Here is a 14,589-nt window from a genome sequence, read left to right on the forward strand (position 1 = left end):
AGGGGATCACTTGCGTACGGTGCGTTGTTCGATGCGTTTTTCGAACGTGCCGCAGATGATCCGGTCGACGTAGATGCCAGGGGTGTGGATCTGCGTCGGGTCCAGCTCGCCGGGTTCGACGATTTCTTCGACTTCGACCACGGTGATCTTGCCGGCGGTGGCGGCGAGCGGGTTGAAGTTCTGGGCGGTGTGGCGATAGATCACGTTGCCGAAGTGGTCGGCTTTCCAGCCTTTGACGATGGCGAAGTCGCCGGTGATGGACTCTTCCATCAGGTATTTGCGGCCGTGGAATTCACGGGTTTCCTTGCCTTCTGCGACCGGGGTGCCGACGCCGGTGGCGGTGAAGAAGGCCGGGATGCCGGCACCACCAGCGCGCATTTTTTCAGCGAGGGTGCCTTGCGGGGTCAGGATGACTTCGATTTCGCCCTTGAGCAGTTGCTCTTCGAACAGCTTGTTCTCGCCGACGTAGGAGGCCACCACCTTGCTGATCTGCCGATCGGTCAGCAGCACGCCGAGGCCGAAACCGTCGACGCCGCAGTTGTTGGAGACCACGGTGAGGTCGCGTGTACCCTTGCGCTTGATCTCGGCGATGAGGTTTTCCGGAATGCCGCACAGGCCGAAGCCGCCAGCGATCACGGTCATGCCGTCTTCAAGACCTGCCAGGGCTTCCTCGTAGGAACTCACGCGCTTGTCGAAACCTGCCATATGCACCTCTTTTATTCTTTGTGGGCGGCTGGCTAGCCGTATGGGATGAAGTGTCTCGCCGGGATATTCATTTGTTAAGTTGATTTTTAAGGTTGATTGATAGATAAAACTCACCAATCAGTCATTGTTATTACGTTGGAGGCACCGGCCATGACAGTCAAGCAGATCCGCGCCTTCCTGGCCGTGGCGCAGAGCCTGAGCTTTGCCGTGGCCTGCGAGCGCCTGCACCTCTCGCAATCGGCGCTGAGCCTGACCATCAAGGCGCTGGAGGAGGGCCTGGGCGGGCGGCTGTTCACCCGCAACACGCGCAACGTGGCGCTCACCGCCGAGGGTGAAGCGCTGGTGCCGCTGGCCCGGCGCCTGATCGCCGACTGGGACAACGCCGAGGATGAACTGCGCCAGCGCTTCACCCTGCAACGCGGGCGCGTGACCCTGGCGGCGATGCCGTCCTTTGCCGGCAACCTGCTGCCGCCGATCCTCAAGACCTTCCGCGCCCGCTACCCGAACGTCAACGTCACGGTCAATGACGTGATCAACGAGCAGGTGCTGGAGCTGGTGCGCGACCGTCAGGTGGAGCTGGGGGTGGCGTTCGAACCGAGCATAACCACTTCGCTTGCGTTCACGCCGTTGTATCGCGACCGCTTCGTCGCCGTGGTGCCACTGGATTCGCCGTTTGCCAGCCGCCAGGACATCGACTTCCAGACACTGCTGGAACAACCGTTCATCACCCTGCAGCGACCCTCGACGGTGCGGGTGATGCTCGAAGAACATTTGCAGGCGCGGGGCATGAAACTGCCGGTGGAGTTCGAGAGCCATCAACTGGCGACAGTGGGGCGCATGGTCGCCAGCGGCCTGGGGGTGAGCGCGGTGCCGGCCTTGTGTGCCGGGCAGATGCGTGAGCTGGGCGCGCGCTGTATCACTTTGCAGGAGCCGGTGGTGGAGCGGGCGATTGGCGTGTTGACCAAACCGGGGGTGGAGTTGTCGGCGGCGGCGCAGGCGTTGTTTGATGTGCTTAGGGAGTCGTGGAACCAGTAATCACCGTTCCCCCTGTAGGAGCGAGCTTGCTCGCGATGGCGGAGTGTCAGCCAATACAGTGTTGTATGACACACCGCATCGCGAGCAAGCTCGCTCCTACAGGGGAATGGTGAATTCAGGTATTGAGTCGCTGCGCCAACAACGGCAACAGCTGCTCGCACGACCCTTCGATTTTCAGGTCCAGCAAGTCATCCGCCCGAGTCTTGCCCAGGTTGATTGCGATCAGCGGCTTGCCCTGGTCGGCCACCGCCCGGCACAGGCGAAAGGCCGAATAGGCCATCAGCGATGAGCCGACCACCAGCAGCCCGGCGGCTTTCTCCACGGTGGCCATGGCCCTGGCCGCCGTCTGTTGCGCGACGTTCTCGCCGAAAAACACCACATCCGGTTTCATCCGTTCCCCCGCGCAGTGCGGGCAATGCGGCACCTGGAAGCGCGCCTCGAACGCCGTATCGAGCAGGGTGTCGCCATCCGGTGCCTGCACGGCGTCGACCCCGGCCAGGTAAGGGTTTTGTGCCTCCATCAACTGCTGGATCGAGTCGCGCTCGCTGCGCTGGCCGCAATCCAGGCACAGCACCCGATGCAGGCTGCCGTGCAGTTCGATCACGTCGCGGCTGCCGGCCTGGTCGTGCAGGGTGTCGACGTTCTGGGTGATCAGGCCTTCGATCTGGCGGGTGCCCTGCAGCATGGCCAGGGCTTCGTGCGCCGCATTCGGCTGGGCCAGGCGCACCCGCGGCCAGCCGAGCATCGCCCGCGCCCAGTAGCGGCGCCGGGATTCCGGGGCGCCGAGAAACTCCTGGTACATCATCGGTTGCCGCCCCCGGCGCACGCCCTGGTTGTCGCGGTAGTCCGGAATCCCCGACGGGGTGCTGATGCCCGCGCCGGTGAGGACGGCGAATGGCTGTTCGGCCATGAACTGCTGGAGGCGATCGAGCTGGTCATGGATCGGACGGTCGAGCATGTTCAACACTCCGGGGGCACCTTGAATCCATGCACATTAACACCTCAACCCTCCATTCCTGTAGGAGCGAGCTTGCTCGCGATGGCGGTGTATCAGCCAATACAGTTTTGAATGACACACCGCATCGCGAGCAAGCTCGCTCCTACAGGGGCGGGGAGGGTATGGGTTATTTTCTCGCCTCAAGAATCAGGTTGAACGGCGTCTGCGTCGCCCGGCGGAAGCGGGAAAACCCGGCTTCGGTGAACACTTTGCGCAGCCGCGCCTCGCCGGCCTGGGCGCCGAGCCCCAGGCTGACTTCCTGGGACAGCGAGTTGGGTGTGCAGATGAAGGTCGAGGCGGCGTAGAACAGGCGGCCGACCGGGGTGACGTTGTCATCGAGCCGGTCGTTGGCGAAGGGTTCCACCAGTAGCACTGTGCCGTCCGGCTTCAGCGACTGATAGGCGTGGCGTGCCGCGCCCACCGGGTCGCCCATGTCGTGCAGGCAGTCGAAGTAGCAGACCAGGTCATAGTCGTCGCCGGGGTAACTCTTCGCCGTGCCCTGAAAGAATCGCGCCCGCCCGGACACGCCACCTTCTTCGGCGCGCTGGGTGGCGACGGTGATGGAAGGGGCATGGTAGTCGAAGCCGACGAAGTGCGAATCGGGGAATGCCTGGGCCATGATCACCGTCGAAGCGCCATGGCCGCAGCCGATGTCGGCGACCTTGGCGCCGGCCTGCAGCTTGGCAACCACACCGTCCAGCGCCGGCAGCCACTCGGCGATCAGGTGTGCGCGGTAGCCGGGGCGGAAGAAGCGTTCGGTGCCGCTGAACATGCACGGGTGATGGTCGCCCCAGGCCAGCGCGCCATCGCCGCGCATGGCCTTGATCAGTTTGTCCTTGTCATGGAAAAACGAGGCGACCACCGAGGCACCGCCGGCCACATAAACGGGCGAGTCCTCGACAGCCAATGCCAGCGCCTGTTCTTCCGGCAGGCGGAACTGGCCGTCCTGATGTTCCATATAGCCGGATGCGGCGTGGGCACTGAGCCATTCACGCAGCAGGCGGGCGTTGCAGCCGGTCTTGTCGGCCAGGGCTTCGGGAGTGATCGGCTGGCTGTCGGCCATGGCCCGGTACAGCCCGAGTTCCTCGCCGAGAATGACGTTGGCGAGCATGGCCGCGCCGCCCATGTCGTTCACCAGTTTGCCCATGAAATCGTTGAGTCTGGCCTCGTCCATCACGTGCGCTCCTGTGGCAGTGTCCAGGGTCAAGGTGATACAGGCAGCCGGCTCTGGGCGGTGGTTGGGGGTTCACTAAGTTTAGTTCGCAGGGGGGGTGCAGATGGGCGAGGCGACGAAAGTGCCAAGCTGACACTGGCCCCCTGTAGGAGCGAGCTTGCTCGCGATGCGGTGTGTCATTCAAAACTGTATCGCCTGACCCACCGCCATCGCGAGCAAGCTCGCTCCTACAGGGGAACCGGTCGCTCATGTATCGCAGTGTATCCAGACACCCTCTCGATACACTCCGCACCATTTCCCGCTCGCCCCCGAACACAGCCCAGATACAAACCTGCGATCAACTGGCCGGGCCGTTTGGCGCCCTATAACCGTCCAGGGGATAACAATGAGCACGCTCCAGCCTGAAACAGACCGCAAATCCACGCCCGTCGAGTACCTGCGCGTCGAGCAATACACATCCGGCATCATCGGCCCCAGCCAGCCGATGCTCGGCCCGTTGGCCGACGGTGGCACCCTGATCACCGGCACGCCGCCGGGCTGTTGGGGGCCGATGATCACGCCGGCCTTCGAGGGCGGTCATGAGGTGACGCAACCGGTGGCCATCGCCGGCGCCGAGGTGGGCGATGCGGTGGCGATCCGGATCAAGCGCATGCGCGTGACCTCCCAGGCCACGTCTTCGGGCGTGATGAGCTTCGTCGAAGGCCGTTATCACGGTGACCCGTTCGTTTCCAAATTCTGCTCCCAGTGCGGCACCGAGCACCCGGCCAGCCACGTCGAAGGCATCGGCGAGGACTCGATCCGCTGCAACACCTGCGGCGCCGAGGTCAGCGCCTTTCGTTTCAGCCACGGCTACGTGATCGTGTTCGATGCGCAGAACCAGGTCAGCCTCACCGTTAACCAGGACATCGCCAACCGCCTGGCCGGCCATGCGCCGCAAATGTCGGCATTGCCGGAACTGGCCGCCCAGCACTCGATCCTGTCGCTGGCCCGCGCCGACATGCCCGGCGTCGCCGCCCATATGCGGCCGTTCCTCGGCAACATCGGCACCACGCCGTCCCGTGACTTGCCGGATTCGCACAACTGCGCCGACTTCGGCCAGTACCTGATCGGCGCGCCACACCGCTTCGGCATGACCCGCGAAGAACTGCACGCAGCCAAGACCGATGGCCACATGGACACCAACTCGATCCGGGAAGGCTGCGTGCTGATTTGCCCGGTGAAAGTACCGGGTGCCGGGGTCTACATGGGCGACATGCATGCCCAGCAGGGCAACGGTGAAATCGCCGGGCACGCCACCGACTGCTCCGGGGAAACCGAAGTGCAGGTGCAGGTGATCAAGGACCTGACCCTGGAAGGCCCGATCCTGCTACAGAACCTCGATGACCTGCCGCCCATGGCGCGGCCGATGACCGCCGAGCAACGGCAGAAAGTCCGCGAGCTGGGCCAGCGCTGGGGCCAGACCGAGATCGAGCAAAGCGGCCCGATCACCTTCATCGGCAGCGGCGAAAACCTCAACGTGGCGGTGGAAAACGGCTTGCAACGCGCCGCCAGCGTCACCGGCCTGCCGTATGACGAGGTGCTCAACCGCGCAACCATCACCGGTTCGATCGACATCAGCCGCTTGCCAGGCACCGTACGCGTGACGTTCCTGTGCCCGATGGCCGTACTCGATCGCCTCTGCATCGGCCAATTGGTGCGTGAGCAATACGACCTGGCGTAAGCCACGCCGGCCGGTCTGTATCGCAGTGTGTACAGGCCGGCCGACGATACACAGGCGGTGATTTTGCCGCGGCTCGCCACACATCCCCGATACACCGGTTCGATTAACTGCGATCACCTCCTGACGACTTGAGATCGACATCATGCAAACCTCTTTCACCACTTCCAAGGCCAGTGTCGGCCTGGGCCTGCGGCGTGGCTTGATGCAAGACCTGCTGGCGGCACCCACCGGCGCTTTCGACTTCCTGGAAGTTGCCCCGGAAAACTGGATCGGCATCGGCGGCGCCCATGGCGCGGCGCTGCGGACCCTGGCCGAGCGTTATCCGTTGTCCTGCCACGGTTTGTCGTTGTCGCTGGGCGGGCCGGCCCCTCTGGACGTCCAGTTCCTGAAAGAAGTGCGGGTGTTCCTCGATCACCACGACGTGCCGCTGTACAGCGAGCACCTGAGTTATTGCAGCGATGACGGTCACCTCTACGACCTGTTGCCGATGCCCTTTACCGAAGAGGCGGTGCAGCACGTCGCCGCCCGCATCCGCCAGGCCCAGGACATCCTCGGCCGGCGCCTGGCGGTGGAGAACGTCTCCTACTACGCCGCACCCCGGCAGGACATGGACGAAGTGACCTTCACCAACGCGGTGCTGCGCGAAGCCGATTGCGACCTGCTGCTGGACGTCAACAACGTGTACGTCAACTCGATCAACCATGGCTTCGACCCGCAGGTGTTCCTGGCCGGTATCGACGGTAGCCGGGTGGTGGCGATGCACGTGGCCGGGCATTTCGATGAATCGGACACGCTGAAGATCGACACACACGGCGCCTCGGTGAAACCGGTGGTCTGGTCGTTGCTGGCCGAGGCTTATGCGCGCTTTGGTGCGCAGCCGACCTTGCTGGAGCGGGATTTCAACTTCCCGGCCTTCACCGATCTGGTCGCCGAGTTGCAGACCATCCGCCGTTTGCAGAACGAGGGCTCGAATCGTGGCTAAACCAGCGCTGTTCGACGAGCAGAACACCCTCGGTCGGTACCTGCGCGACCCCGAGCACTGTGCGCCGCCCGCCGGGATGGACGTGGCGCGGGTGCAGGTCTATCGCGACCTGATTTTCAACAACCTGTCGCTGTTGCTCAGTGGCACGTTCCCGGTGCTGATCAGGATCCTCGGCGATGAGCGCTGGCGTTCGCTGATGCGCATGTTCCTGCGCGACTACCGTGCGCGCACACCGAAGTTCGGCGAGATCGCCCAGGAGTTCGTCGAGTTCCTCGCCTCGCAGCCTGCGGCCTTGAACGAGGGCCCATGGCCGCCGTTCATGGTGGAGCTGGCGCATTACGAATGGGTCGAGATGGTATTGCAGCAGTCCGACGCCGAGCCGTTGCCCGGCGGAGATGCTGCACCGTTGCTGGGCTGCACCTTGCAGGTGTCGGCACTGGCGTGGCCTCTGGCCTATGCGTGGCCGGTGCATTTGGTGGGGCCTGACTATCAACCTGAAACCCCGCCGGCCCAGCCGACTTTGTTGCTGGTGCAGCGCGCAGAAGACTGGCGAGTGAAGTTTTCCGAGCTGAGCCCGTTGGCGTGGCGGTTGTTGCAGCGCATCGGCGAGTTTCCGGCATTGACGGGGGCAGAGCAGTTGCAGGGCTTGGCGGTGGAGGCGGGCGCGGTGGGGTCGGATGAGTTCATCGACAACGGCGCGGCCTTGTTGGGGCAGATGCAGGCCGAAGGTGTAGTAAGCCCCCTGTAGGAGCAGCCGGTCGACGCTCGATTGCTCGCGATGCGGTGTGTCATCTAAAACTGTATTGGCTGACACACCGCCATCGCGAGCAAGCTCGCTCCTACAGGTGACAGCGTGGTCACGTCACCGAAAAGAAATACCGCGTCAGGTGAAAGAAAATCGGCGCCGCAAAGCAGATCGAGTCCATGCGGTCGAGCATGCCGCCGTGGCCCTTGATCATGGTGCCCCAGTCCTTGGCGCTGAGGCTGCGCTTGATCGCCGACATCACCAGCCCGCCAAGAAAACCCATGACGACGATGACAAACGACATCAGCAGCGACTGCCAGAAATTGAATGGGGTCATCCAGAACATGCAGCCGCCGATCAAGGTCGCCGACAGCCCACCGCCGACCAGGCCTTCCACGGTTTTTGACGGGCTCACCAGGGGCGCGACCTTGTGCTTGCCAAACAGTTTGCCGAACACGTATTGCAGCACATCGCTCAGTTGCACGACGAACACCAGGTAGAACAGCAGCAAGGCGTTCTGGCCCCGGAAGCCTTCGAGGTCGAGCAGCAACAGCGCTGGCGCATGACTGATGCAGTAGATGCAGATCATCACCCCCCACTGGATCTTCGCGCTGCGTTCCAGGAATGCCTCGGTGTCCTGGCTCAGCACCGCAATCGCCGGCAGCAACAGGAAGGCATACACCGGAATCAGCAGGGTGAACATCGAGTACCAGTGCGTGCCGATCAGCAGGTATTGCAGCGGGATCAGGATGAAAAACGCGGAAAACAGCGCGTTGTGGTCGCCCGGCCGGGTGGGCGTCAGGGTGATGAATTCCCTGAGCGCGAACAGCGAAATGAAAGCGAACAACACCACCGTGGCATTCCCGCCCAACTGGTAGGACACGAAGAAGATAATCACCATCCCCCACCAGGCGTTTACCCGCTGGTTGAGGTTTTCCACGGTCGACACCGCGCTTTCCGACGTCGCACGCTTTGCCAGCACATGGCCGATGATCGAGGCCACTGCCAGCAGGCAGGCAATGGCGAAAAAGAACCACAGGAACTTGGCTTCAAGACTCATTTCGACAGCCTCACGATGGCGTCACGGGCACGCTCCAGGAACATTTCCTTGTCCTCAGCGGCGATACGTTCCAGCGGGTTGCCGATGCGGATGGTGCAGATGATCGGCAACGGCACGTGTTTGCCCTTGGGCATCGAGCGGTGCAGGTTTTCCAGGTAGATCGGCACCAGGTCGACGTCGGGGAACGTCTGCGCCAATCGGTACAGCCCCGATTTGAACGGGCCGGGCAGGGCCTGGCTGGAGCGCGTGCCTTCGGGGAAAATGATGATCGAATGGCCGGCGCGCACCACCTCGAAAATCGGCTCCAGCACATTGACCCCCGGCGCCGGGTTGCGCTCGATCAGCACGGCGTTCAGGCCCTGCTGCGAGATGTACGACAGGAAGCGGTTCTTGCCCCAGTAGTCGGCAGCGGCCACCGGTTTCACATTCCGGCGTGCCTCCGGGGGCAGGGCGGCGATGATCGCCAGGGTGTCCATGTGGCTGGTGTGATTGGCGAAGTAGATGCGCTGGCGCGACAGGTCCGGCGGGCTTTCCCAGCGTGCCGTGACGCCGATGAGAAAGCGCAGGACGGAAATCAATGCGTTACTGATCAACATGGGCAGCCCCCTTGAGTTGCCGGGCGATGGCCAGCGTGCGCGTGACGCAGGTGGCGACCGAGCCTGCGGCGATGATGATCAGCGCGATCAACAGCAGGTAGTGACTGGCGTAAAGCGTGGCTTCGACGGCATTGAGCAGCAGCGCCACGGTCATCACCGCCATGCGGTGCTGCTTGGCCATCGGGCCGATGAAACTCTGCGCCAAGCCGATGGAGCCACCGAACACCCGTACATAGGCGGTCAGCGCCGCCGCCAGCGCAGCGAACCAGCCAAGATCCGGGTAGCCGATGGCATAACCGAGCCCGACCAGTAGCAGGCTGTCGGCGATGCGGTCGGGAAACTCGTTGTACAGGCTGCCGATGTCCGATTTCCTGCCGCCCTCGATCGCCACCATGCCGTCGAACAGGTTGCACAACAGACGCAGTTGAATGCCGATGGCACAGAGGATCGAACCGATCACGCCGTTGTCGATGTTCAGCGCGATGATGCCGATCAGGGCGAAAACGATGCTCGCCACGGAGATCTGATTGGGGGAGAGGTCGCGTTTGACCAGAAGGTCGGTGATGTATCTGGCCCATCGCGCAGAACGCGTCTTGATGGGCCTGCGGTTTTCATCCATTGGCATGTCCTTGGCAATGATGAATGGGGGGCTGGTGTTTCAATATAGAGGCTTTCCGTGGCCTCTGCTTTTTGCCCACTGTGGGAGCGAGCCTGCTCGCGATGGACATCAATGTTCATGATGTCTGTCTGAATGCCCGTGGTGTCTGAACCACCATCGCGAGCAGGCTCGCTCCCACAGGTGTGCAAAGGTTTCAGTGGTTCTGCAATTTTGCGGGCAACACCAACTCCGCACACAACCCACCTCCTTCACGATTGCTCAGGGTCAGCGCACCGCCGAGTGCCAGGGCCAGTTGCTGGGCGATCGCCAGGCCCAGGCCGGTGCCGCCGGTGCTGCGGTTGCGCGAGTTTTCCACGCGGTAGAACGGTTCCATCACGTGGGCCAGGTCTTCTTCGGAAATGCCCGGGCCGCGGTCCATGACTTTCACCGACAGCTTGCCATCAGGCTTGGCCTGCACCTGCAACTCGGCAGCACCGGCGAACTTCAGCGCGTTATCGGTGAGGTTCACCAGCACCCGGCGCAGGGCGTGGGGGCGGGTGTCGATCACCGCCTCACTCTTGCCGGTGAGCTGCACGTGCTTGTTCATGTCCTGGTAGTCGAACACCAGGCTGTCGAGGAACGAGTCCAGGTTGGTGCGACGGGTTTCCTCGGTGGCGCCGTGCACGCTGCGGGCATAGGCCACGCCTTCGCGCACCAGGTGTTCCATTTCGCTGAGGTCGTTCCACAGTTTGTCTTTTTCGACGCAGTCGTCCATGAACTCGGCGCGCAGTTTCATGCGGGTGATCGGCGTTTGCAGGTCGTGGGAAATCGCCGCCAGCAACTGCATGCGCTCCTTGAGGTACGCGGCGATGCGCGCCTGCATGGCGTTGAAGGCGCGGGCGGCATGGGCCACTTCGGTCGGGCCGGTTTCATCCAGGTGGATCGGATGGGTGTTGGGGTCCAGGGTCTCCACCGCCTGGGACAGGCGGGTGAGGGGGCCGATGGCGATGCGCACGGCCAGCCAGGTGCAGATGATCAACAGCGTCAATTGCCCCAGCAACACGAACGGCAGCCATGGCGACAGCGGCACCATGCTCGGGCGCACGTCGATGGTCACCGGGCTGCCATCGGCCAGGTTCAGGTGCACCTGAAAGCGCTTGATCGGTCCGGGAATGTCGGTGACGGTCATCGGGTAATCCATGCCGATGGCGTCCTTGATCGAGGTCACTGCAATCGGCGTATCGCTCAAGGCAGTACCCGGCGAGCCTTTGTCGAGCAGGTAGCGGTAGTTGCGTCGGTCCAGTTGCGGCAGCCAGCTGGCACGCTCGTCTGCCGGCAGGCGGTCGAGGATGGCGATTGACGTCGAAACGTCGGTTTCCAGGTTGCCGAGCATGGTGTTCTTCGCGCTTTCGTAGCGCTCGTAGTACTGCGCGCCGAAGGACAGGGCCTGGGCCAGGATCAGGCCGATCAGGAAGATCAGCGACAGGCGCGAGGCGAGGGTACGGGGCCAGCGCAGGGTTGTGTTCATCAGAGTTCATCCAAAACTTCGACCGGCAGGGAGAACACATAGCCCTCACTGCGCACGGTCTTGATGTAGGCCGGTTCCCGCGCGTCGTCGAGCAAACGCTGACGCAAGCGGCTGACCAGCAGGTCGATGGAGCGGTCGAACAGGTCGGCGTCGCGACCCTGGGTCAGGTTCAGTAACTGATCGCGCGAGAGTACCCGTTGTGGGTGGTCGAGGAACACCCGCAGCAGGCGATATTCCGCGCCACTCAAGGCGACCATGGTGTCGTCCTTGTCCAGCAGATGGCGGGCCGAGGTGTCCAGGCGCCAGCGGCCGAAGCCCAGCATGCGTCCGCTTTCGGTGACGACCAGGTTGGGTGGCAGCATGCGCGTGCGGCGCAGCACGGCGTTGATCCGCGCCAGCAGTTCGCGGGCGGCGAACGGCTTGACCAGGTAATCGTCGGCACCCATTTCCAGGCCGATGATGCGGTCGGTTTCGTCATTGCGCGCGGTGAGCATCAGCACCGGCGTGGCCTTGTGTTTGCCGGCGCGGATCTCGCGGCACAGCATCAGGCCATCATCACCCGGCATCATGATGTCGAGCACGATCAGGTCCACCGGTGTCGATTCCAGGAACGTGCGCATCTGGCGGCCGTCCGCGACCACCGTGGTGCGCAAGCCGTTCTTCTTCAGGTAGTTGCCTACCAGTTCTCGAATCTCGCGGTCATCGTCCACGATGAGAATGTGATCGACGTGTTCCATGGGGCATGTCTCTGCAAAGGGGGATGACACGCAGTCTATAGAGGCTTTTGCGGCTCTCCCGCAACGATTTGTATTGCAGTGTATCTGGCGTATCGAGGGATACACGCGGACAAAAAAACCACGAAATCCAGGGGTTTTGTATCGCTGTGTATCTACAGGCGTTCTGGATACGTACCGATTTACACGCGCTGATTCTCGACACAGACGAGATACCTCGCAGGTTTTAAATGGCTTCCATCGAGGCAACGCAAACCGCCTCACTCGAAGAAACCATCATTGAAACCTGGAGATAAGCACCATGAACACTAAAGCCATCTACGCCGCCTGCCTGTTTGCCGCCCTGAACATCTGCACCCTGTCGGCCCGTGCCGAAGCCGATGTCAGCGAGAAAACCTACTCCTACGGCACCCACCTGGACATCAAGAAAGTCGTCTCGCTGTCCCAGGCCAGCGGTGATTCCTGCGGGATCGTCGATGCCAAGCTGACCTACCTGGACTCGCAGAACAAGACCCAGGTCCTGGACTACCGCAAATTCGGCGAATGCGCCTCGGACAACTAAGACCGGCTGACCCCATCACTTTCGAGACAGGAGCACGATCATGACCAACATCACCCGTTTCCTTACCGCCGCTGCCTTCGCTTTCGCCGGCGCCGCCGCCCACGCCAACGCCGCCGTTGAGCAAAGCAGTTGCGGCAGCAGCACCTGCTTCCAGCTGACCCCGGTGAAAAACCAGGGCGCCCATGACTTCCTGGCACAGGACGGCACCAGCCGTACGCCGCAGGGGCAGTTGCTCGATAACCAGATGGCGTGATGTTGGATGTACGCCACAAATCCCCTGTGGGAGCGAGCCTGCTCGCGATGAGGGAGTGTCAGCCAACCTCGCTGTTGAATGTACTGGCCTCATCGCGAGCAGGCTCGCTCCCACAGGGGGAAAGATGTGATGTCTAATTCACCAAGGTGATCACCATGTTCCTCATCGCTTTCCTGGGCGGCATCCTCACCGTCCTCAGCCCGTGCATCCTGCCGGTCGTGCCGTTCCTGTTCGCCGGTGTTGACCGCAGCCGTTCCTCGATCCTGCTCACCCTGGGCGGCATGGTCCTGACCTTCGCCCTGGTTTCCAGCCTGGCCGTGGTCAGCAGTGAGTGGGTGATCCAGGCCAATAACACCGGTCGCCATATCGCCCTGATCGTCATGGCGCTGTTCGCCCTGTCGCTGATTTCCGCGCGGGTCGGTGGCTGGCTGGCACGTCCGTTCGTGCTGCTGGGCAACCGCCTGGACCCGAGCACCCGCAAGATGTCCGGCCCGCTGGGCTCGCTGATGATCGGCGTCGCCACCGGCCTGCTGTGGGCGCCGTGTGCCGGGCCGATCCTCGGGGTGATCCTCACCGGGGCCATGCTGCAAGGCGCCAACGCACAAACCAGCCTGTTGCTGGTGGCGTATGGAGCGGGCAGCGCGCTGTCGCTGGGCACCCTGATTTTCGCCGGGCGTGGCCTGGTCAATCGCCTGAAAGCGTCGATTCCGGTCACCGGCTGGCTGCGTCGCGGTGCGGGCTTTGCCGTACTCGGCGCTGCGCTGGTGATTTCCACCGGTGCCGACAAGACCCTGCTGGCCGGTACGTCGTCCGAAGGCGTCAGCACCCTGGAGAAGGGCGTGCTCGAAGGCGTGCCGAAAGTGGTCGATTACCTGGTGAGCAAGGTCCAGGCCGACACCACCCAGGACAACGCCAAGGGCGCGATGCCATCGCTGAACGGTGCCGTGGAATGGATCAACTCGCCGGCGCTGAGCAACGAATCGCTCAAGGGCAAGGTCGTGCTGGTGGACTTCTGGACCTTCGACTGCATCAACTGCCAGCACACCCTGCCGTACGTGAAGGACTGGGCGCAGAAGTACGAGAAGGATGGCCTGGTGGTGATCGGGGTGCACACCCCGGAATACGGCTTCGAGCGCATCATCGACAACGTCAAGGCTCAGGTGAAGAAGCTCGGGATCACCTACCCGGTGGCCATCGACAACAACTATGCGATCTGGCGCAACTTCGACAACCAGTACTGGCCGGCGCATTACCTGATCGACGCCAAGGGCCAGGTGCGCTACACCCACTTCGGTGAAGGTCGCTACGACGCCCAGGAAAAAATGATCCAGCAACTGCTGCAAGAGGCCAAGGCCGACGCCAAGGCCGCCACACCTGCCGCGTAAAACGCAAACATCAATGGCTCAGAGGTTTCGCACCATGAGCCATTGTTGTTTTTCCCAGGCGGTAAAACCTTCCAGCAGCGTCCAGCCACGCTTGGCGTAGTAGGCGTGCTTGTCCTGGGTGTGCAGGTAGATTTTCCCGGCTCCGGCCGCCTTGGCCTGGGCGCAGATGCCCTCGATCAACCGTTCGGCCAGGCCCTGGCCGCGCGCCTCTGGGCTGACGAACACGCAGGCCAGCCATGGCCCCAGGTCCGGGCGGCTGGCCAGGTCGGCCCGGGCCAATGCCGCACCGCCCAGCAGTTGCTCGCCGTCCAGGGCAATCAGGCATTTCCAGTCGCCATTGTGTTGGCCTTCCGCAAATTCGCGTTGCCAGTCAACCAGCGGCTGTTCGGCGTACTCGTAGTGAAACTGCCGATGAATCCACGCCGCGAAGGTGTCGCTGTGCTGCGGGTGATCGGCCAGCCATTCCAGGCGCGTTGCCATACTTGAATCCTTTCAATGGGAGGGGTGGCACATAA

16 protein-coding genes are annotated in these 14,589 nt (G+C 62.8%); 7 read left to right on the top strand and 9 right to left on the bottom strand.

Going from position 1 to position 14,589, the window contains the following annotated elements:
- Positions 1–6: 6 nt before the first annotated feature.
- Positions 7–705 carry a CoA transferase subunit A gene (locus tag ABVN20_RS03320; RefSeq protein WP_368554067.1) on the bottom strand — a complete coding sequence of 233 codons (699 nt, stop codon included), beginning with the start codon at positions 703–705 and terminating at the stop codon, positions 7–9.
- A 150-nt stretch (positions 706–855) separates the two neighbouring features.
- Here ABVN20_RS03320 and ABVN20_RS03325 point away from each other — a divergent pair, with 150 nt between their 5' ends.
- A complete protein-coding gene (locus ABVN20_RS03325) occupies positions 856–1,740 on the top strand; it encodes a LysR substrate-binding domain-containing protein (RefSeq protein ID WP_368554068.1) in 885 nt (294 codons plus the stop codon).
- 115 nt (positions 1,741–1,855) lie between these two features.
- On the opposite strand, the gene ABVN20_RS03330 is transcribed toward ABVN20_RS03325, so the two are convergent.
- Positions 1,856–2,698, bottom strand: a complete 843-nt coding sequence (locus tag ABVN20_RS03330) for an NAD-dependent protein deacetylase (RefSeq protein WP_368554069.1) — start codon at positions 2,696–2,698, stop codon at positions 1,856–1,858.
- 166 nt (positions 2,699–2,864) lie between these two features.
- Positions 2,865–3,911, bottom strand: a complete 1,047-nt coding sequence (locus ABVN20_RS03335; RefSeq protein ID WP_368554070.1) for a class I SAM-dependent methyltransferase — start codon at positions 3,909–3,911, stop codon at positions 2,865–2,867.
- Positions 3,912–4,296: 385 nt separating this feature from the next.
- On the opposite strand from ABVN20_RS03335, the gene ABVN20_RS03340 reads away from it, so the two are divergent.
- The 3 genes from ABVN20_RS03340 (at position 4,297) to ABVN20_RS03350 (ending at position 7,361) form a co-directional block, all read left to right on the top strand.
- Positions 4,297–5,631 carry an acetamidase/formamidase family protein gene (locus tag ABVN20_RS03340; protein ID WP_368554071.1) on the top strand — a complete coding sequence of 445 codons (1,335 nt, stop codon included), beginning with the start codon at positions 4,297–4,299 and terminating at the stop codon, positions 5,629–5,631.
- Positions 5,632–5,773: 142 nt separating this feature from the next.
- A complete protein-coding gene (locus ABVN20_RS03345) occupies positions 5,774–6,613 on the top strand; it encodes a DUF692 domain-containing protein (protein ID WP_368554072.1) in 840 nt (279 codons plus the stop codon).
- Entirely contained in the window at positions 6,606–7,361 is a 756-nt protein-coding gene (locus ABVN20_RS03350; RefSeq protein WP_368554073.1) for a DUF2063 domain-containing protein, read from the top strand. The genes ABVN20_RS03345 and ABVN20_RS03350 overlap by 8 nt, the downstream gene beginning before the upstream one ends.
- Positions 7,362–7,470: 109 nt before the next feature.
- On the opposite strand, the gene ABVN20_RS03355 is transcribed toward ABVN20_RS03350, so the two are convergent.
- The 5 genes from ABVN20_RS03355 to ABVN20_RS03375 form a co-directional block, all read right to left on the bottom strand.
- Entirely contained in the window at positions 7,471–8,418 is a 948-nt protein-coding gene (locus tag ABVN20_RS03355; RefSeq protein ID WP_368554074.1) for a phosphatidate cytidylyltransferase, read from the bottom strand.
- Positions 8,415–9,014, bottom strand: coding sequence for a lysophospholipid acyltransferase family protein (locus tag ABVN20_RS03360; protein ID WP_368554075.1), 600 nt, complete (start codon positions 9,012–9,014; stop codon positions 8,415–8,417). Before ABVN20_RS03360 ends, ABVN20_RS03355 begins: the two co-directional genes overlap by 4 nt.
- The gene (locus ABVN20_RS03365; protein WP_368554076.1) at positions 9,001–9,633 is read right to left on the bottom strand and encodes a CDP-alcohol phosphatidyltransferase family protein; all 633 of its coding nucleotides are present in this window, start codon (positions 9,631–9,633) and stop codon (positions 9,001–9,003) included. The genes ABVN20_RS03360 and ABVN20_RS03365 overlap by 14 nt, the downstream gene beginning before the upstream one ends.
- Positions 9,634–9,826: 193 nt before the next feature.
- The gene (locus ABVN20_RS03370) at positions 9,827–11,140 is read right to left on the bottom strand and encodes an ATP-binding protein (protein WP_368554077.1); all 1,314 of its coding nucleotides are present in this window, start codon (positions 11,138–11,140) and stop codon (positions 9,827–9,829) included.
- The gene (locus ABVN20_RS03375) at positions 11,140–11,877 is read right to left on the bottom strand and encodes a response regulator (RefSeq protein ID WP_368554078.1); all 738 of its coding nucleotides are present in this window, start codon (positions 11,875–11,877) and stop codon (positions 11,140–11,142) included. Before ABVN20_RS03375 ends, ABVN20_RS03370 begins: the two co-directional genes overlap by 1 nt.
- Positions 11,878–12,175: 298 nt before the next feature.
- Between ABVN20_RS03375 and ABVN20_RS03380 the strand changes: the two genes are divergently transcribed.
- From ABVN20_RS03380 to ABVN20_RS03390, 3 genes are all read left to right on the top strand, one after another.
- On the top strand, positions 12,176–12,436 hold the full coding sequence (locus ABVN20_RS03380) for a DUF2790 domain-containing protein (RefSeq protein ID WP_368554079.1): 261 nt from the start codon (positions 12,176–12,178) through the stop codon (positions 12,434–12,436).
- Between the two features lie 40 nt (positions 12,437–12,476).
- Positions 12,477–12,689, top strand: a complete 213-nt coding sequence (locus ABVN20_RS03385) for a hypothetical protein (protein ID WP_368554080.1) — start codon at positions 12,477–12,479, stop codon at positions 12,687–12,689.
- A gap of 155 nt (positions 12,690–12,844) precedes the next feature.
- Positions 12,845–14,074 (top strand): cytochrome c biogenesis protein DipZ, encoded by a 1,230-nt coding sequence (locus ABVN20_RS03390; protein WP_368554081.1) that lies wholly within the window; start codon positions 12,845–12,847, stop codon positions 14,072–14,074.
- Positions 14,075–14,092: 18 nt separating this feature from the next.
- On the opposite strand, the gene ABVN20_RS03395 is transcribed toward ABVN20_RS03390, so the two are convergent.
- Complete coding sequence (locus ABVN20_RS03395; protein WP_368554082.1) at positions 14,093–14,554, bottom strand: GNAT family N-acetyltransferase; 462 nt, start codon at positions 14,552–14,554, stop codon at positions 14,093–14,095.
- Positions 14,555–14,589 lie beyond the last annotated feature (35 nt).

It is taken from the genome of Pseudomonas sp. MYb118 (genome assembly GCF_040947875.1).
Classification (GTDB): Bacteria; Pseudomonadota; Gammaproteobacteria; order Pseudomonadales; family Pseudomonadaceae; genus Aquipseudomonas.